Genomic DNA, 21,248 nt, shown 5'->3' with positions numbered 1-21,248 from the left:
ATACCATTTTACACTTATTTTAACAATAAAGCATAAAAAAAAGAGATAGCTTATTATAGTTAACCCCATCATAATTCTCTTTTTTTAGTTATTATTTCTTTTAGATTTTAAATTTTTCTATCATGCCATTAAGTTCTTCAGCAATTCTCGCAAGCTCATCACTTGCACCTGAGATTTCAGCCATAGCTGCATTTTGCTCTTCTACAGATGCAGAAGCCTCCTGAGATCCTGCTGCATTTTCCTCCGAGATTGCTGCGAGATGTTCCATTACCTCTTTTATCTTTTCATTTTGATTTATCATTTCATCGCTTGAACTATTTACTAAAATTATTGCTTCCTCCATTTCATATAGAGCATCAGCTATACCATCAAATTTATTACTAGTAAAATTTACACTCTGGCTTTGAGATTGTACGATACCTCCAACTTCCCCCATTGTCTTAACTGCCATAGATGTTTTTAATATTAGATCATCAATTATAATTTCAATTTCTTCAGTAAATTTATTAGACTCTTCTGCAAGCTTTCTTATTTCATCTGCCACAACAGCAAAACCTCTACCTGCCTCTCCTGCTCTTGCAGCCTCTATAGCTGCATTTAAAGCGAGTAGATTAGTTTGTTCTGCTATATTTTTAATCATTTGACTAGCACTATCAATTTTACCAGCACTTAAGTTAGTGTCTTTTATAACATCATAAATTTCTTTTGCAGCTTTACTGCTATTTTCTGTCTTTTCAACTAAATCTTTTATTAGTTCTAATCCTTCATTCTTAAGTCCGTTAACCTTTTTGGTTGAATCATTTAAACTTCTTATATAATTTGTATTATTAATGACTACATTTCCAAGTTCTTCTGAAATTGCAACACCTTGTTCAGTATCCATCGCTTGTTCACTAGAGCCCATTGCTATTTCTTGAATAACTTTAGATACTTCATCAGATGCCTTTTCAGATTCATGGGTCGTTGCAGTAAGCTCTTCTGAATGAGCGGCAACCATGAGAGATCTATCTAATACATTTTTAATCATCTCTCTTATTGCCCCTTGCATAGTATTTACTGATTTTGATATCTCACCAAGTTCATCTTTCTTAGCCAAGATATCTTTTGGAACATCATTTCTAAAATCTCCTAGTGCCATAGAGTTCATTAGTAATTTTAGCTTATTTATTGTTTTTACAGCGTAGTTAGATGTTGAAAACAATATAAATACTAGAAGTAAAATGGTTATAAGTCCTGAAATAGCAATAACATTTAAGTTTTTAGAAATAGCAGAATTAACGTCTTTCATAGAAAAGCCTATATTTATAGCTCCTATTTGTTCATCATTTATAACTACTGGGTATACAACATCATACACCTTTATTTTGTTTTTTCCATATTCCCATTCTGATGAATTTGGAACACCATCTTTAACTGTGGAGGTAATTGATTTGTCTTTTGAAAGATCTTTTCCTATATCCTCAATATCACTATCTGCAATCGCTACTAAGTTTGTATCTATAAAAGTTGCATATACAATCTCATCACTTAAAACTAGATCCTCCATAAGTGCTTGATAGCTAAATTGTTCTGTCAAATTATAAATATAATCAGCATTTATCCCCACTTGAATAATACTACCATCGGAATTTTTTATAGCTCCATATTTAAAATGAACGCCACTTACCGAATCTTTTCTGATCTTCTCCATTAGTTCAGTTTCATTACTCTTTCTCAATATAGTTATTGGATGATCTTCCCCTGGTGCCCAAGCTATATTATCTGGCATATTTGAATATTTGACAACTCCATTTTTATCATAATAATTTACCTCATCGATTCCTAAATCATCTGCTAATTGACTTAATTTTTCATTACTTAATCCATTATTTACATTTTGTAAAGAGTTAATAGCCTTCTTGATAACGCTTTCCATTGTTTTGTTCATAGCTTCAACTGAATTTGAATTATCCTGTATTCGAGCTACAACTGATCCCAATGTAAATTCTCCATTTTTATTCATTTGATCTAGTAAGCTATTCTTAGCACTATAGTTAGAAACAATACCTATAACAACAATAGATATTATTACTAGCACTATTGGTATAACTAAGAGTTTTACCTTGATTGAATCTTTGTTGAATTTTGACTTATTATTATTATTTTCTTCTTTCATAACCACCCTTCCTCTCATGTAAGATATGTGTTGTTATATATCGGATAATAATTGTCAAATTATAGCAATAATTTGACAATTTGTGTATTTAAATATAAAAAAATAGAGATAGCTTAGCTACCTCTATTTTTAGATGAATTTTTCTAATATATAGTTCTTACTTATTCATGAGATATATTTCTTGCATACTCTATCCTAAAAGGAAAAAAACATTGTAATTGTTAAACTATCGGATAAGATAAATTTATATTTGACCTAACATCTTTAATGTTATATTAGCTATAATTGCAGAGGATACATAAGTTCCTATCATAACTACTAAAGCTAAAATTACAATTCTCCAACCAGTTTTTTTCAATGAATCTAAGTTTTTTCCTGTATAGATACCAGCATAAGCTAGGATTGGTGTGGCTAAGGCTAAGAAATTTACCTTTGCTACATGTTCTGTGATAAATGCTGAACCCGGAATCCCTGGTACAGTTAGCAATGTAGAAAGAGTTACTATATAGGCTACACTTGGAATTTTAACTGGAATAAATTTGGAAAGTAATATTCCTGCTACTGCAATTCCTACAAGTATAAGCATTCCAGGAATTGCTTCAATAGGATTTACCTTATATCCAATATAGTTTCCTACAACTGAAATACCTGCAGTTATCAATAATATTACTATAAAATCTCTTAATTTCATATTATTTCTCCTCCTTAGTCATAGGTGGTTCTGGAAATTCTTTATATTTGAACTTATATGACTTTTTATATAGCCATTCTGAAAACGGAAGTGCTAAAATTAGAGACATATATATCCCATCTAATCCTGAAAGCATATTACTTGATGCTCCAAATGCGGTTATCATCTCTTCCATTTCAGGATAAACTGCAATCAGTGAACCTACCCCTGCTGTCATCATACTTGCTGATCCTACTCCTGAAGCCATGGCAAGTGCATATGGGTGAAGTGGCGTGTTTACTGCAAGAAAACTTGCCATAAGTCCAATAAATATAGTACCTATTACTGTTCCTACAATATAAACTCCAAGAACTCCTTGACCTTCTTCACTATCTAAACCAAACTTATCTCCTATTAAGGCAACATTTGGCTCTCTTGATATAGAATGAGCTCCACCGATAGTTTCTCTTTTAAGACCAAGTACGATTACTCCCAAAGGTACTCCTAGAATTACCGTTCCCAAATTTCCTAATTCTTGTAATATAAGTGCAGGACTCGCTGCCAAGATTTTTGGTAATGTCGGCCCAATGTTTGTTCCATATTTAGCCATTAGTAGCATAAGAGTTAAACCAATTAAAGAACCTGCATCATCCATTTCTTTTTCTTTTGCAATCTTTAAAAACTTAGGTGTTGTAAGTATTCCCAAAACCATAGCAAATAGCATTGGGAGTAAGACAATGGTACCTATTCCTACGGGTATTTGTATGATTCCAATTAGTTCAGATATTATTACAAGTCCCAGTGCTATTAAATGCAATTTAACATTTTTCATAATTTCACCTCTTCTATTTTATTTTAAGAAATCTAATACTGCTTGCACAAAAAGTGAAGAACCTATATAGAATAAATTTTCATCTACATCAAACTTTGAACTGTGATGTGGATAAGCTATCCCATCAACTTTATTTGGATTACTTAAGAAAAAGAAAGTACCTGGTGCCTTTTCAAGGAAATAAGCCATATCTTCCCCACCCATTACAGGGTCTTTCATTTCATATATCGATTCTGTTGAAACTACTTTTTTTGCAGATTCTACAAAATTTTTAGTAAAATCTTCAGAATTTATAAGTGGTGGATATTTAAACTCATACTCCACTTCACAGTCGGCCCTCATAGCCGTTGTTACTCCTCTAGTTATCTCATCTATTCTTTTAGCTATAAAGTTTCTTGTTTCTGGGTTTACGGCTCTCACAGTTCCTTCTATTTCTACAACATCAGGAATTATATTTTGATTAAATCCACCATTTATTCTTGTAATAGAAAGTACTGCAGGATCGATTGCTTTTACCTCTCTACTAACTATCCTTTGAAGAGCAGATATCACTTCAGCTGCTGTAGAAATTGGGTCTATTGATTGTTCTGGATATGCACCATGCGAACCTTTGCCTTTTATTTTAATTAAGATTCTATCCATAGATGCCATCATAGGTCCATAACAAACTCCAATTTTACCTTTTGCTACATCTTTTGATATCGATCCATTATGAAGCCCTAAAACTGCATCAACTTTAGGATCTTCCATAGCTCCTTCTTCTATCATAGGAAGTGCCCCCCCTGGATATTCTTCTCCAGGTTGAAAGAAAAGTTTAACATTTCCCTTTAACTTATCTTTATTTTCATTTAATACTTTTGCAGCTCCAAGCAACATAGCTGAGTGTGCATCATGACCACAAGCATGCATAAGTCCATTAGTAGATGCAAAGGAAAGCCCAGTTTCTTCTTTAATAGGTAACCCATCCATATCTGCCCTTAAAGCTATTGTCTTTCCTTCTTTACTACCTTTTATAATGCCTACAATCGCATTGCCCTTTACTAGGGTATGATATTCTATTTTCATTTCACTTAATTTCCTTTGTATATACTTGCTTGTATTGGGTAGTTCTAGACCTAATTCTGGAATTTTGTGTAGTTCACGCCTCCAAGATATAATCTCTTTTTCTATTTTCTTTACTTCTCTTAAAACATCAATCATCATTTTACCCTCCTTAAAAGTGTATATTATTATACCATATCTTTAAAATTATAAATAGTCTAGCTGGATTTTTATAATCTTTTATCTATGCTAAAGAGGTTTCTTTTAAAGAGACTATTCTTTCTAAGCAAGTAGAATAAATTAATAATCTATCTACAATCGCTTCTTGTGCTTTTAAAACTTCTTCTAGCACTTTTTTATAAACTTCTAATTGGTTTATATATCTAGATGTGAATGTTTCTTGGCAAAATTCATTTGAAACTATATCTGTTTTATAATCTATTATTACAAAACTACCATCCTTGTTCTGGATTAAAAGGTCTATAAATCCATTTACTATTACTTTTTCGTTTTGATTTTTATTTAGTATAGAAGTATCCATAGAAGCTGTAAATGGAAATTCTGTAAATATCCTCTTGGCATTAGAAAACAACTCTACTATATCCTTATTGTTTAAAAATGAATCTACTACACTTTTTAAGTTTGTAACTAGATAGATCTCTAAATCTTTTATTATATTTTCACGCTCTTTTATATCTTCTAGATTGAAGGTATTGTTAGGATAGAGTCCCTCCAAAGTATCATTATCTAGTTCTAAAGTTTCTATGTTTTCTTTTATAGAAGTTTTTATAGCATAGTTTATTTCTATTTGAGATATAGCTTCTATGTCCAATTTATTTTTCAATATTATTTCAAAGACTCTATGAACTATAACTCCATATACAATTCCTCTTGGAGTATGTTTATCTTCAAGTAGTTCTATTTCTCTATCATAAGTTTTAAATTCATCTAAACTAGAAGGTCTTAATTTTAAATAACTTGGCTTAGATATTTGATTTCTTTTTATAAGGCTATTTGTAATCTTGATCTCTTCTAGTTTCCTAAAACTAGAAGCTTCATCTTGTTTTGTAATTTCTATGTTTTTAGCATCTATTATAGATGAAAAGTCATTTGAAAGAGGTTGTAAAAAGAATTTTTCGTCTATAATAGAAGGTGTTATTAGAACTGATTTTGTACGGGTTGCAGCTACATAGATAAGTCTATCTAGTTCTGCTTCTTTAAATTCTCTTTCTCTTGACTTTTTATTATCTTCATCTGGACAATTTACTAAAAGATTTTTCTTATAAACTATATAGCCCTTTGTTTTATTGCCTATCTTTTCAACATAGTGGCTATCTCCCCCAAGGGTTCTTTTTTTATCTGCTCCAGCTAAGATTACAATGCTAGACTCTAATCCTTTTGCTTTATGTATATTCATTATTCTTACCGCATTTTGTGCAAAGTTAAGATCTAAAGGCAGTTCATAGTTTACCTTTTTTTCTATTATATCTTCTAACTCCTCTTTTACTCCATAGAGACTTATAGGTTTTTTTGACTTTAAGATCTCTAGTGTTTGAACTAAGGAAGTATCTGCATCTCTTTTTTCTATTTCAGTATATTCCCTATAACAATCGTAAATTCCCATCTTATTCTTTATAAGTAATTCTATAAATGTAATAGGTGTTAACGCTTTTGAATCTACAAATATTTCACTTAGATAAACTAATATTTCTTTTAAATGAGGATGTTTTATAACTTTGATTTTTTCTTCATTAAATAATATCTTTTCTTGTCTTTCTAATTTCAATAGATAATTTATAGTTTCAAGTTCCAAATAAAAACTATTTCGAAGAGCTGCTATAAGCTTTATTTCATCTTTATAATATATTATAAAGTCTATTAGTAAATATAAATTAAACACTTCACGAGTGTCCCCAAGCTTTTTTTCTCCTGCTAAAAGTGCTGGTACATTCTTAGCTTTAAGTGCATCTAGGTATCTTCCAGTTTCTTCGTTGCTCTTAGTTAGAATCATTATATCTTTGTTTTCTATCTTTCTAGTTTCAATCTTGTCTCTTCCAATTTTTTCCTCTATAAATCTTGTATCTATAATATCTTTAACTATAGCTGCTACATACTCCTCTTCTTTAATTCCCATATCTTCAGAGAACTTGTAGCCATATACTCCAGAGAGTTTGTTTTTTTCTTCATCTATCTCTTTCTCATCATCGCTCCAAAGGCTAAGTATCTTTTCAAAACCTGCTTGTACTTTGGTAGCCTTTTTTGCAAATGCAAATCCATCCTTTCTATCTTTAAAGTTTTTTTCTACCCAGCTACATATAGAGTTTGTTGATCTAAAGTTTATATCTAAATAAACTACTTCACCATGAGAGGCTATTGTTTTCTTCACACTTTCATAGATAGTTATATCGGCTCTTCTAAATCTATATATAGATTGCTTGGGGTCCCCAACTATAAAGAGTGAACCATCACGAGGTTTTACCTCTTCTAGAGAATTTAACTCTTCTATATCTCCATCATGACTTAGGAGAAGTAGCAGCTCTGCCTGCATAGGATCAGTATCTTGTGCTTCGTCTATATAAAAACATTTAAATTTATTTTTAAAATGAGTCCTAGCTTTTGAAGAAGTTTTTATAAGATTGGATGCTCTAAAGAGTAAATCATTAAATGTAAGGCTATTAGTGTATCTTTTATCTTTATAATCTACTACTCGGTTTATAAAACTTGTACACATATTGTAAATAATAGCATTTAAATCTTTATATATAGATAATAAGATTTCTATAAAATCTACTATTTTCTCTACTCCATCACTTTGTAAATGCTTTTTATAAATAAATTTGAGAGCTAAGTCTTCGCCTTCAGATATCTTAGGACCTTCTATTAAAATTATATCTATATAATCCTCTAGATTTCTTTTATCTTCTATAATACTTATACATAATTTTCCAAGGTTTGAACCTGTCTTTATAAGAGAAGCATCTAAGACATTTGTATCTATTCTTTCAAACTTTTCTTCTACTGATTTAAACTCCAGTTTATCTTTAAAACCAACGAAGGTTATATCTGGATTATCCATAGCTATAAAGGCACTTTGTTTTAACTCTCTATAGTCAATATTAAATCTATTTAGATTTTTTATATCTTCTTTATATCTCTCTTCAAACTCTCTTAAAAACTCATACCAGATCTTTTCATAGAACTTTTCACTCGCCTCTACTATTTCATAACCAGGAGTAAGACCAGCTTCAAATGGCATCTCTCTTAAAAGAAGTTCGCAAAAGGAATGAATAGTTCCTGTAAATATTTCTTCTACTCTTTCTAGTCTTTCTTTAGCAAAAAAGTATTCTTCTTTGGAAAGATAATCAGAAGCTTTTCTTTGTATTCTTTGGGCAAGCTCTAGTGAGGCGGCTTTAGTAAATGTTATAGCTACGATATTTCTAGGATTTACACTGCCATCTATTATATGGTTTATAACTCTCTCTACTATGATAGTAGTTTTTCCAGCACCAGCACCAGCTTCTAGTAGATAGTTAGTATTGAAGTTCTTTACTATCTTCTCTCTCTTGTCTATTTCATCTTTTATAAGATGTTCCATCTAATAATCCACCTCCTCTTCTTCTGTTTTTATATTGTCGGTTTTACATATATTTTTAAATTCACAGTATTTACAAGTTAGGGAATCGGTATTATTATAAACAATTTTTTTATCATTTTGAAATATATCTATATTTAAAAGATCGTTTATCCTATTTTCTATTTTGTTTATAAATTCTTCATCAAATATTAAATCTATAGAGTCATCTTCAAATTCATATGAAAAACTCTTTACTGAGAAATCTTTATACTCATCCTTTTCTTTTATTATATTTTCTAAAGCTTTTTTATAGATGAAAAATTGAAACTTTTGACCTTCACTATAGTCATAGGTTTTGTTTTTGCCTCTACCTTCTGATTTTCTAAGCCTTTTATCAAAGTTTGCTAAGTTCCCAGTCTTATAATCTACTATTTTAAACCACTTTCCTTTTTTATCTATATCAACCCTATCTATAGCACCTGATATCGTTAAATTTAAATCTCCTATTGTAATTTCCTGTGTTTTTAAGGGACCAAATATTCGATTTGTTTTATTTCTTCCAAAGGATAGTTCATTTATAAATACTTCTAACTGGCTATTTTGTTCTCTTTCTAAAATTTTCTTACAGTAGACTTTTATCTCTTCTTTTTCTCTATTGTAAACTTCTTTTAGTATATATGGAATTTCCTTTGCTACTTTCTCCACTCTCTCTTCTATTAGCTTTGATAGTATTTCTTCATCTCTATCTTCTTTTGGTAAGTCAAAATAAAGATTTAAAATTTCATGAACTAAATTACCCTTAGTTAATGCATCTAGCCATCTATCTAGATCTATCTCTATATCTTCTTTTTCTTTTAAGAAAAGTCTATTTTTAAAATATAGTTTTCTAGAACATTGACCAAGAGTTTCTATAGATGTACCTGAAAAGATAAGGTCTTTTGACATAAGTTTTCTATCAATAGCTTTGCAAGGTTCTACATGTCCATATTCTTCTTTTAATTCTGTATAAATCTTTGAAGGGGTCTTTGCCTTTATATCTACCATATCAAAATTTGAATATCCTATACTTATATTTGTAAAACTAGCTGTTAGTGCTTCTCTTATCTTATATTTTTTATATCTATAGTTTTCTTTAGAAAATGATAGACTAGGTGATATATCTCGTCTTATATTGTCAAGTAGTATAGCTGACTCTACTATTTTGCTATCTAAAGAGCTACTATCTAATCCTATAAGATAAAGATGTTTTCTACCTGTATACGCTGCTATATTGTATTTACATGCAAATGCTTTTGAAGGCCTAGCACCACTTCTATTTGTATTTATTTCTTCTATATAAGATAAAACTATATCAAAGTATCTATCTGGTTCTATTTCTAAAGGAATTTTTTCCATTCGCTTTAAAGTTTCTAATATAGCTTTCATAGAAGTTTTATCATAAGAATTAGCCTTAGAAGAATCTGGAATCTTTACATATTTTTTTATTAAGATGGATAGTCTTTTTATGTATTCTCTAAATTCTACATTTCCTTCTGGAAGTGTAAACATAATACTATTAAAAAACTCTCTTATCCATTTTCTTTTAACCTTTGCCTTATCATCTAGTTCTGGGGAGATAAAGTTTAATCTTTCATAGTTTTCTCTACCATAAAATACTTTACATTTAACTAATTCTTCATAAATATCATTACTAGTTATTGTTTCATCATCTTTTTCTAGTCCAGTTTCTACATTTAAGCTTCCATTAAAAAACATAGGTCTTAGTTCCCATATATTGTAATAATTTTTGGCAAAATCACATATTGTCTTTATAAATCTATATGTAGTACTTGTAAGTATATCTAAACCATCTGCAAAACTTATTCCAAGGTCTTCCTTTTGGAACTCTAGATTTATCCATTCTACATATTTTTGATCCGTATAAGCTATGACAACCTCATCTAACGGTATGCTTTTTACATATATATCATCTATAATATATTTTATTTCATTTCTAATGCCAAACTGATTAAAAAAGCATACTTTTTTATCTCGGTCTATAGACTCAACACTTTCTTTAAAAAAGTATTCTTTAGGTGAATCTATAAGTTTCTTTACGGGCATCTTTATCTTTATTGCATTTTGATTTAGCTGACTAAAGAGTTCTCTCTCCAAATCATGAAACTCAATATTGCTAGCTACTGCTATTGTTTTATCTTTAAAAGATGATAATTCCTTAACTTCTCTAGCTTTTAAGAGTATATCGCAGTAATCCATAGCATTTAATCTATCTAGTTTTAAAGTATATCTTTTATAGATTTTATCTAAATCTTTTTCCTTAGGAAAATCATCTATCTTCTTTAACTTTAATTCTATTATAACGCTATATACTTCCTCTGCTGTCTTTTCATCTATTAGGTTTTCTTTAAAGAAAAATTCATCGCTCTCTTGATTTAAACTCTTTAAACAATCTAATACTATACTCTTTCCAAGTATATCATCTATAACTAAAATATCATTTTCTTCTATATACATTTGACATATATCTTGACTAAGTTTTTTTATTGTAACTGGGTTTAAGTTTAAAGCACTCTTCCCCCCTTTAGCCATATGCTCTATCATTAAAACACCTATAGCTCTAGTTGGTACAATAAAGAGTTTTTCCTCCAATATATATTCACTAGCAAACTCCCAAATTTCCATCTCTCTCACACGTCTCACCTCTCCACTACTTTATCATTTTTTAACCCTTTTTTCTATATAAAAAAACCTAAGCCATCTTAAGCTTAGGTTTTATATCTACTTTCTATTATCTATTGCTGCTTTTATAAATTCTCTAAATAGAGGATGAGCATGCGTTGGTCTTGATTTGAATTCTGGATGAAAGTTTACTCCTACAAACCAAGGATGATCTTTTAACTCTATTATTTCAGTTAATCTTTCATCAGGAGAAATTCCAGAAACTATCATCCCACTTTGAACTAGTCTATCTTTATATTCATTGTTTACTTCATATCTATTCATATGTCTTTCATATATCAATTCATCATCATATATCTTTTGTGCTAATGTTCCATCCTTTAGCTTACAAGGATATAGTCCAAGTCTTATCTCTCCATTTTGAAGATCTAAATCAGGTTGCTCTGGTCTTAAATCTATTACTGGATGTTCTACTTTTTCATTCCATTCAGTACTATCTGCTCCTTTAAGTCCAAGTACATTTCTAGCATGGTCAATAACTGCAAGCTGCATACCAAGAGAAATCCCAAAATAAGGAACTTTGTTTTCTTTAGCATATCTAATAGCTACAAGTTTTCCTTCTACTCCTCTATCATCAAATCCTCCAGGGATAAGTATTCCATCCATACCTTCTAAAAGAGTCTTACAGTTTTCACCATCTAAATCTCTTGCTTGTATCCATTTTATCTTTATATCTACTCCATTTTCAATGCCACCATGATTTAGTGCCTCTACTACTGAAATATAGGCATCTCTAAGTTCTACATATTTTCCTATTAGGGCAATATTAACTTCACCTTTTATGTTTTTTACTTTTTCTATTAAATCATACCAATGAGTAAGGTCTAGCTCTTTAGTTTCAAGCCCTAAATGATCTATTACAAGTTTTGAAAGTCCTTGTTTTTCAAGCATTAAAGGTATTTCATAAAGTGAATCCGCATCCATATTTTCTATAACTTCAGAAGGATCTAGATCTGTAAAAAGAGCTAGTTTCTCTTTTATATGTTTTTCAAGTGGCATTTCAGTTCTGCATATCAATATATCTGGCTGAATACCAATGCCCCTTAGTTCCTTAACACTATGCTGAGTTGGTTTAGTCTTTAATTCCCCAGCCTTTTTTAAATATGGTATTAAAGTTACATGCAAATACATCACATTTTCTTTTCCTACTACATACTTTATCTGTCTTATAGCTTCCATAAAAGGAAGTGATTCGATATCTCCTACTGTTCCTCCTATTTCAGTTATTACTACATCTATTTCTCCCTCTTTAGATGCCCTAATCATTCTCTCAGATATTTCGTTAGTGATATGAGGAATTACTTGAACAGTTTTTCCGTCATATTCTCCATTTCTCTCTTTATTTAAAACAGCCCAATATACTTTTCCAGCAGTTACATTACTGTTTTTATTTAAATTTACATCTATAAATCTTTCATAATGACCAAGGTCTAAATCTGTTTCAGCTCCGTCATCTGTAATAAAAACTTCTCCATGTTGATAAGGACTCATATTTCTTGGATCTACGTTTATATATGGATCAAATTTTTGTATTGTTACCTTTAAACCTCTACTTTTTAAAAGTTGTCCAAGGCTTGCTGCTGTTATACCTTTTCCTAGAGATGATACAACTCCTCCAGTTACAAATATATACTTAGTTGGCATCTTTTTCTCTCCCTTTCTCTTACATTAACTATATAATTTTATATTATTAAGTTTAACTAGTCAAATATTTTTTAATCATTCTACTTGTAATTTTCCCTAAATATAATATAATTAAACTATCATTTTAAACGAGGTGGTGCGAAAATGAAACGAAAAATGGCTATCTTTTTAGCTGCAATTTTCATCCTGTCAGCTTTAGCTCCAATAGTTACAGGAATTATGTCGCTTAGGTAGGTTTTTAAATAAAGACCCTCAAGAAAACTTGAGGGTCTTTACTTAACTGTTTTTTCTCTTTTCTTCTATTTCCTTATTTACCACTCTATTATCTTTATAGGTTGGAACTATCATCTTTACTTGTTCTCTAACCTTTTCTACATCTCCATCTTTTATCAAAGCCTTAAGTCCATCTAAAGATTTCAAAAGTAATCTATAATCTGTAAATGTAGGTTTTGCTACAAATATTTTATTATGAGAAGTATTTGTTAATCCCTCTTCTTCTAATAACAACTCTTCTAATAGTTTTTCACCAGGTCTAAGTCCAGTTATTTTAATAGGCATATCTATATCTGGTTCAAATCCTGAAAGTCTTATAACATCTCTTGCAAGGTCTATTATCTTTACAGGTTCTCCCATATCTAGTATAAATATTTCTCCACCCTTTGCCATGGAACCTGCTTGTATTACAAGTTGAACTGCTTCAGGGATAGTCATAAAATACCTTATTATATCTGGATGGGTAACAGTTACAGGGCCACCCTCTTCTATTTGCTTTTTAAATAGTGGGATTACACTGCCGTTGCTACCAAGTACATTTCCAAATCTTACAGCTACAAATTCAGTTTTAGAATGTACATTTATAGATTGAATTATCATCTCACAAAGCCTTTTACTAGCTCCCATTATATTTGTTGGATTTACTGCCTTGTCAGTAGATATCATTACAAATCTTTCAAGAGAGTACTTATCTGAAAGCTCTGCTAAATTCAGTGTCCCAAATACATTGTTTTTTATAGCTTCTTTTGGACTATCTTCCATAAGAGGAACATGTTTATGAGCTGCTGCATGGAATACTACCTGAGGTTTTTCTATGAGAAAGATTTCTTCAAGCCTAGCTTTATCTCTTATAGAACCTATATATACTTTTAAGTTTAAATCAGGATAGTTTCTATTTAGTTCCATTTGAACATCATAAACACTGTTTTCATAAATATCTAATAGCACTAGTCTTTTAGGCTTAAACCCTACCATTTGCCTACAGAGTTCAGAACCTATAGACCCTCCAGCACCTGTTATCATAACAGTTTTATCTGTTATATAAGAACTTATCTTCTCTAAATCTACCCTTATCTCTTCTCTTCCTAGTACATCTGATATCTCTACATCTCTTATCTCTTTTATACTTACCTTTTCATCTATCAACTCATAAATGCCGGGTAACATTTTAAGTTTGCACCTGGTTTCCTTACATATATCTAGAATTTCTTTTATTTCAGCTTTTGAAGCTGAAGGCATGGCAATTATAATTTCATCTATTCTGTATTCTTTGGATACATTGATTATATCATCTCTTCCTCCGACTACTTTTATACCATTTATAACACTGCCTTTTTTGCTCTTATCATCATCTATAATGGCTATTGGTTCTGAGTTTAACTTCTCATGATTTCTAAATTCACGAATAACCATAGCCCCCGCATCCCCTGCTCCTATTATAAGAATCCTCTTTCTATTTTTAGCTTTAAATCTTCTAAGTATATTGTTTTTACTAAATGTTCTATAGCTAAATCTTATTCCACCTATTAAAAACATTTCAAGAAGTGGAACTATAACATAAACTGATCTAGGGAGATTGTTTCCACTTATAAATAGAAAACTTATTACGATTGCATTTGATAGAAATACCGCCAGCACTATGTTTTTAAGCTCTTTAATACTTGCATATTTCCATAAGGTATTATACATATTAAAAAGATTAAATACTACAAGTTTTGCTATAGTTATGAAAATAGCTGTTTTTATATATAATTCAAAATATATTGCAAATCTGGGATGGTTAATCGTATCAAATCTTATATACAATGCTAATATATAAGATAGATTTATAAGAAGTATATCTTCTAATATAAGCTTTATCTTTGTTGGTTTATTATCCATTTTAAAATCCTTCTTTCTCGTGATCTATTAACTTCTTTTTTTATTATATCATAATTATTTATTATTTGGGATTAATGGGTAATAATATTTTTATTTCACTATAAAGATAGCTTATCACAAAGGAAGTATTAATATTAAAAATAGTGAAAATACTTTTATTTCATGGTAGAATATACTTATAGTATAAGAAGGAGGAATAATTAATGATAATTGGAGTTCCAAAGGAAATAAAATCTCAAGAAAATAGAGTTTCTTTAACACCCGCAGGCGTTGATGCATTTAAAAGAGCAGGACACACTATATTTATAGAAACTGGTGCAGGTTTAGGAGCAGGATTTTCAGATGAAGAATATAAAAAATTCGGAGCAGAAGTTTTAGATAAGGCTTCAGATGTGTGGAATAAATCAAATATGGTTTTAAAAGTAAAAGAACCTTTAAAAGAAGAATATAAATATTTTAGAGAAGATCTCATTCTCTTTACTTATCTTCATCTTGCAAATGAATTAGAACTTACAAAAGCTCTTATAGCAGCAAAGACTACTGCCATAGCTTATGAAACAGTTCAGCTTCCAAATAGATCACTTCCTCTTTTGACACCTATGAGTGAAGTTGCTGGAAGAATGGCAGTTCAACAAGGTTCTATCTATCTAGAGAAAACTCGTGGAGGTAAGGGTAAACTTATAGATGGAGTACCAGGAGTTCCTCCAGCTCATGTAGTAGTTGTAGGAGGAGGTATAGTTGGAACTGGAGCTATAAGACGTGCTGTAGGTCTTGGGGCTAGAGTTACAGTACTAGATGTTGATATGAATAGACTTACCTATCTTGGAGAAGTTTTTATGGGAAGAATTGAAACCCTTTATTCTAACAATTATAATATGACTAAAGCTGTAGAATCTGCCGATTTAGTAGTAGGAGCAGTTCTTATACCAGGAGCTAAAGCTCCAAAGCTTGTAACTGAAGAAATGGTAAAAAATATGGAAAAGGGAAGCGTTATAGTTGATGTTGCAATCGATCAAGGGGGTTGTGTTGAAACTATAGAAGCTGCTACAACTCATGATAATCCTATCTTTGTAAAGCATGATATAATTCACTATGCAGTTGCAAATATACCAGGGGCTGTGCCTCAAACTTCAACACTTGCACTTACAAATGTAACACTTCCTTATGCTTTAAAAATAGCAAATATGGGCTGGAAGGAAGCCCTAAATAAGGATGCTTCATTAGCTAAAGGAGCAAATGTTATAGATGGATTTATAACTTATAAAGGTGTTTCAGATGCCTTTGATATGGAATATAAACCATTAGAAGAGTTAATTTAAATAAAATACACCTTAAAGTTATTATATTCTAACTTTAAGGTGTATTTTTTGCATACATCAGATTAGTAAAAGTTTCTTCTATGTTCAACGGTTTTATTGGAGTGATTAATTAACCTGATTTACTATTTTACCATCTAAGAAATTTCTAAAATTATCTACTGCTATATCCATAAGCCTAGCACGTGTTTCAATTGGAGCCCAAGATATATGTGGTGTTATAATTATATTTTTTGAAGAAAGTAGTGGGTTGTCATCTTTTATAGGTTCAAAAGATACTGTATCTACTCCAGCTCCTCCTACTTTCCCACTATCTAGTGCTTCTTTTAAATCTTTTTCCACAATAAGAGCACCCCTAGCTGTATTTATAATCAATACTCCGTCCTTCATCTTGGCTATTGATTCTTTATTTATAATCCCACGGGTTTTTTCTGTAAGTGGACAGTTTAAGCTTATTATATCTGAGTTTTTAAGCACTTCATCCAATTTATCATCACGACTTGTCGTAGACAAAACTTTCATATCAAAAGCCTTTGCTATCTCTCCTACCTTTTGCCCAATTCTACCAAAACCAATAATTCCCATAGTCTTTCCCTTTAACTCCATCAAAGGCTTATCCCAAAAACACCACTCACGTTCATCTTTCCATCTACCCTTTTTAACTTCACTATTGTGATGTGATACATGGTTTGTAAGTTCTAAAAGAAGTGCAAATGTCATCTGAGCTACAGCATCAGTTCCATATGTGGGAATATTTGTAACCACTACACCATTTTCTCTTGCTGAATCTAAGTCTACAGTATTATATCCTGTAGCCATAACTCCTATATATTTTAAGTTTGAAGCGGCTTCTATTATCTTTCTATCTATAGGAGTTTTGTTTATAAGAATAGCCTCTGCATCTCCTATTTTCTCTATTATAAGATCACTATCCTTTAGGTTGAAAGATACCATATCATATACTTTTAAATCTCCAAGTTCTCTAAATCCATCCCAAGAAATATCCCCTGGATTTACTCTATCACCATCTAAAACTACTATTTTCATACCTTTTCCCCCTTTAACAACTTATTTTTTTATTATATTTTCTGATTTTAGTATATCATATAAAAGTCTGAAAATTAATAACAAAAAAGATAGAGCTATCTAATTCTCTATCTTTTCTTAATAAATATATTTTTTTCTAATTCTTTCTATCAAATTCAGTAATTGCCTTTTTAAAGCATTCCATTGGTGGGTTTACAAGACCTGCACCTACTTGCCCTATTCCAGCAACCTTATGAGCCATACCAGTATTTATTATTGGTAAAATTCCTTTTTCAATTACCTTAATTATATCTATTCCAATAGCAGAACCCCTAAAGTTTAAATTTGGAATAGAATAGTTAGTATTTTCTCCTTCTGTTATATTATACATGCTCTCGCTATATCCAATCGCATCTTCTATAGTTCCTCCTACAAATTGAACAATAGCAGGAGATGCTCCCATAGAAAATCCTCCTATACCCATTGTTTCTGTGATAGAACTATCCCCTATATCAGGACTTGCATCATCTTCTTTAAACCCTGGGAACATTAAACCCTTTATCATATTTGCTGGAGCCGTAAACCACTCTTTTTCTCCAAGTCCACTTACTCTTATCCCAAATTCTACTCCATTTCTAGCCATGGTGGTTACTATAGTAGAGTTTTCTATCCCATGAGCTGCATCAGTTGCAACTTTGCAAGATGGCATGGAAAGGTTTAAGAAATAATGTTCATTTTCTTTTATAAAGTCTAATACTCTTTTTATTACACTAGTGTCAACATCTGTATCTATTACATAGGAAACTATCTCTCTAAAAAACAAACTAGTTGCAGCCTTATTTCTATTGTGGCACTCATCACCCATATGGATTGCTTGGGAGATAATGGATTTTATATCTATTCCATCTTGCGTATTTTTTAAAGCTTTTTTCATAGTAGGAGCAAATTCTTCTTCTATCCAACGAAGTCTTTCTATAACTTCATCATTAAAGGCACCATATCTTAATACCTTGCCAAGACCTTCGTTTATTGTACAATATCCGTAGTTTCCATAGGTTTTATTATATATCACATGTACGGGCATCGAAGGAGATACTATTCCTGCCATAGGTCCAACCGTATTGTGTTCATTACAAGGTGCGAACTCGATCTCTCCTGAAGCAGCAATCTTTCTTGCCTCATCTTCATTTTTAGCTCTTTTTTCATAGATTAAAGCTCCTATTATTGCCCCTTGCATAGGCCCTGCCATCATATCCCACTCTATAGGCGGACCTGAGTGAAGTATCATATTTTCTTTCATACCAGGAATTACATTTATAGCTTTATCTATATCTACAAGTATTGGATGAGAATTTATCATTCTTTTAACTGCTTCTTTATTGGCAGTTTCAATCTCTTTTCTAGAAGATAGTTTATCTACTATATTTAAAAGTTTTATATCTCCTCCAGCAGCTGGTTCCCAGTCTAATTGTAGAACATCTTGACCTTGAAGTTCCAAGTCATCTTTAAATTTACTTGTCCCTATATTTAATATTTTTAATTCTTGTGAAAACAGTTTATTAATCCCGCTCATAGTAAAGCCTCCTCTTCTTATGATAATATTTCTGCTACTATATTTGCTGCTTCTAAGTTACTTTCTCCTATTATTATGCCTGCATCTTCTAACATCATTTTTTGGTTATTATAGTTTTGTTTATCAATATCAGTTCCACAGATATATGCTACGAAAGCTAAATCTCTACCATTAGATTTTGCAATTTCTTTTGATTCTTTTATAGTATCTAGAGTTACTCCAACAGGATCTTCATGCGATCCAAATCCAAGTTCAAAATCTAATAATATAACTCCTACAGTTTCATCTTTTGCTTGTTTTAATATATGCTCTAATCTCAAAGTAGGCTCTATCATAGGATGAGGCCTTCCTACAGTAAATTGATCTTCTCCTAAATCCAGAAGTATATTCCCTGAATACTCTTTTATATCCTCAAGTTTTTCTTCTTCAACTTTAGCTACATTACTTTTTATAGATGGAATGTTCTCCCTTAAAACCGATAGTGCTTCTGCGCAAAGAGTACCACCACAATATAGTCCCCTTACATATTTTTGTTCTGCCTTTAAGTTTTCCTTAGCTTCTCTTATCTTTAGCTTTAAAGCCTCATGACTTTTCTCTTTTCCAGTCTTTATCCCAACTAAATTTACAGCTTCTTTTGCTGCATCGAAGAGATTATATACAAACTTCACATCTGAATCTTTTTTATCATCTTTAATCCCATCTAAAAAACAAATGATAACTGGTTTTTTAATAGCTTTTACTTCTTTTAATATTTTCTCTTCAACAGTTTTTGCAGGTGGTTTAGAAACTAAAACAATTATCTCAGTATTGTCATCATTGCTTAAAGCCTTTAATCCTTCTATCATCATTATTCCGCCAATTTCTTCTTTTAAATCTCTTCCACCAGTTCCTATTCCCTGAGATACTCCGCCACCAAGATTATGAATTTGAACCATAACTTCCTGAAGTCCTGTTCCAGATGCTCCAACTATACCTATATTTCCTTTTCTAACTTCATTAGCAAAACAAAGTCCTATATTGTTTATACTTGCAGTTCCACAATCAGGTCCCATTACTAAAAGACCTTTGTCTCTTCCCATTTCTTTTAATTCTCGTTCTTGTTCTAAAGTTACATTATCGCTAAAAATCATAACATGAAGCCCGTTTTCTAAAGCTTTTCTAGCTTCTCTAGCTGCATATTGACCTGGAACTGAAATCAAGGCTATATTCGCATCTTCCATCTGCTCTAATGCTTCACTAATTGTCTTAGGGTCTTCCACTTCACCTTTAGCTTTCTTTTTATTCTTTGGTTTTAATAGTTCTTCTATAGATTTTAAAGCCTCATTATAACTCTTTTCATCTATTGCTTTTATAGCTATCAAAAGATCATTGTTTTCTGCATTGTCAGATTCTTTAGTGCTAAGCCCAACATTTCTTAATAATTCTTTATTCATATCCGTTGCCATAGAAACTACTGCTTCTTCTACTCCTTCTACACCTAGGATTTTACTAGATAAAGACATAAGTGTAACTGAATCAAAGTATTCATTTTTTCTAATTATAGTATTTTGCATCCTCTTTACCTCCACTTTCTAAAATATCTAAACCGTATAGTAGTCCTAAAATTATTCCAACAGATAAATCTACTCCTGATGAAGAACCTATTGAAAACATTTCATCTATACTGTGGTATAATCCGTCTCTATCGTCATTAAAAATTTGTTTAATAAAGTTTATTATAATTTCTCTACTATTTCCTTCAATACTAGCTTTTATCATGTTTTTACTAATATCAGTGGTAGAGAGGCTTGTATTTTCTAAGATATATTTAATCTTTTTAAATAGTAGTTTGGATTTTTCTACTTCAATAGAATTTAAAGCAGTAATAAACCCAACTAAAAAGTCATCTCCTGATGGAGTAAGACCATTGCCAAAGCCTATCACTGAAATTATACTCTTGTTTAGTTCTTCTAAGCTTTCATTTAATCTTAACAAAAATATCTCAATTCTGTTTTTTAATTCTTTTTCTATAATTGAGACTCTATAAGTTTTCTCTAAATTTATAAGTGTATTTATATAAAAGTATTTACTTCCACCATCTACTGCATTTTGAAGAAAATATTCATTAAATAGCTTGATATTTTTACTAAAATTAATCTTATCGTTTTCATTTACTTGTATTTTTAGTAAATCTGGTGACCAAAGTTCTGTATTTTTAAGATAAATAACCATCTTATTGTCTATCTTTAGTGCGTCTTGTTCAATATTTACTCTATCATTTACTTCAATATTCAAATCAGTAAAATTATAATCTTTATCTACTTGTAATCTCATAGCACATGGTCCATTGTCAAGATGATTTTGTAATATACTATATATTTGTCTATCCATATCTATAAAGTTGATAACTCTTTTAAATATACTATGGACTTTGAGTTCTTGATTACTTATATTTTTATCTATTAAATTTTTAAACCCTCTATCATAAGAAAGGGCATAAAATGTCAACGTACCCATCTTATCCCCTCCTTTTTTATTAATTCTA

General features: G+C 30.8%; 13 protein-coding genes. 1 reads left to right on the top strand and 12 read right to left on the bottom strand.

Going from position 1 to position 21,248, the window contains the following annotated elements; genetic code table 11:
• Window positions 1–100: 100 nt before the first annotated feature.
• From TICRE_RS10795 to TICRE_RS10760, 8 genes are all read right to left on the bottom strand, one after another.
• Entirely contained in the window at window positions 101–2,155 is a 2,055-nt protein-coding gene (locus TICRE_RS10795; RefSeq protein WP_075727964.1) for a methyl-accepting chemotaxis protein, read from the bottom strand.
• A 244-nt stretch (window positions 2,156–2,399) separates the two neighbouring features.
• Window positions 2,400–2,846, bottom strand: coding sequence for a DUF340 domain-containing protein (locus TICRE_RS10790; protein ID WP_075727962.1), 447 nt, complete (start codon window positions 2,844–2,846; stop codon window positions 2,400–2,402).
• A 1-nt stretch (window position 2,847) separates the two neighbouring features.
• Window positions 2,848–3,657 (bottom strand): DUF3100 domain-containing protein, encoded by an 810-nt coding sequence (locus tag TICRE_RS10785; RefSeq protein WP_075727960.1) that lies wholly within the window; start codon window positions 3,655–3,657, stop codon window positions 2,848–2,850.
• Window positions 3,658–3,675: 18 nt separating this feature from the next.
• Window positions 3,676–4,857 carry a M20 metallopeptidase family protein gene (locus TICRE_RS10780; RefSeq protein ID WP_075727958.1) on the bottom strand — a complete coding sequence of 394 codons (1,182 nt, stop codon included), beginning with the start codon at window positions 4,855–4,857 and terminating at the stop codon, window positions 3,676–3,678.
• An 85-nt stretch (window positions 4,858–4,942) separates the two neighbouring features.
• Entirely contained in the window at window positions 4,943–8,293 is a 3,351-nt protein-coding gene (locus TICRE_RS10775) for a UvrD-helicase domain-containing protein (RefSeq protein ID WP_075727956.1), read from the bottom strand.
• The gene (locus TICRE_RS10770; RefSeq protein WP_233120204.1) at window positions 8,294–10,954 is read right to left on the bottom strand and encodes a PD-(D/E)XK nuclease family protein; all 2,661 of its coding nucleotides are present in this window, start codon (window positions 10,952–10,954) and stop codon (window positions 8,294–8,296) included.
• Between the two features lie 96 nt (window positions 10,955–11,050).
• Window positions 11,051–12,655 carry a CTP synthase gene (locus tag TICRE_RS10765; RefSeq protein WP_075727952.1) on the bottom strand — a complete coding sequence of 535 codons (1,605 nt, stop codon included), beginning with the start codon at window positions 12,653–12,655 and terminating at the stop codon, window positions 11,051–11,053.
• A 276-nt stretch (window positions 12,656–12,931) separates the two neighbouring features.
• Window positions 12,932–14,809 (bottom strand): polysaccharide biosynthesis protein, encoded by a 1,878-nt coding sequence (locus TICRE_RS10760; protein ID WP_075727950.1) that lies wholly within the window; start codon window positions 14,807–14,809, stop codon window positions 12,932–12,934.
• Window positions 14,810–15,012: 203 nt separating this feature from the next.
• Here TICRE_RS10760 and ald point away from each other — a divergent pair, with 203 nt between their 5' ends.
• A complete protein-coding gene (gene ald, locus TICRE_RS10755) occupies window positions 15,013–16,128 on the top strand; it encodes an alanine dehydrogenase (RefSeq protein WP_075727948.1) in 1,116 nt (371 codons plus the stop codon).
• 105 nt (window positions 16,129–16,233) lie between these two features.
• Here the strand turns inward: ald and TICRE_RS10750 are convergent, their stop codons facing one another.
• From TICRE_RS10750 to TICRE_RS10735, 4 genes are all read right to left on the bottom strand, one after another.
• Complete coding sequence (locus tag TICRE_RS10750) at window positions 16,234–17,172, bottom strand: D-2-hydroxyacid dehydrogenase (protein ID WP_075727947.1); 939 nt, start codon at window positions 17,170–17,172, stop codon at window positions 16,234–16,236.
• A 136-nt stretch (window positions 17,173–17,308) separates the two neighbouring features.
• Complete coding sequence (locus tag TICRE_RS10745; RefSeq protein ID WP_075727945.1) at window positions 17,309–18,724, bottom strand: YlbE family protein; 1,416 nt, start codon at window positions 18,722–18,724, stop codon at window positions 17,309–17,311.
• A gap of 17 nt (window positions 18,725–18,741) precedes the next feature.
• A complete protein-coding gene (gene fdrA / locus TICRE_RS10740) occupies window positions 18,742–20,277 on the bottom strand; it encodes an acyl-CoA synthetase FdrA (protein ID WP_075727943.1) in 1,536 nt (511 codons plus the stop codon).
• Window positions 20,258–21,220 carry a DUF2877 domain-containing protein gene (locus TICRE_RS10735; protein WP_075727941.1) on the bottom strand — a complete coding sequence of 321 codons (963 nt, stop codon included), beginning with the start codon at window positions 21,218–21,220 and terminating at the stop codon, window positions 20,258–20,260. Before TICRE_RS10735 ends, fdrA begins: the two co-directional genes overlap by 20 nt.
• Window positions 21,221–21,248: the final 28 nt, after the last annotated feature.

Origin of the sequence: Tissierella creatinophila DSM 6911, assembly GCF_001940565.1 — a bacterium.
In the GTDB taxonomy this organism is placed as follows: Bacteria; Bacillota; Clostridia; order Tissierellales; family Tissierellaceae; genus Tissierella_A; species Tissierella_A creatinophila.
This window is presented reverse-complemented; position numbering and strand designations above follow the sequence as displayed.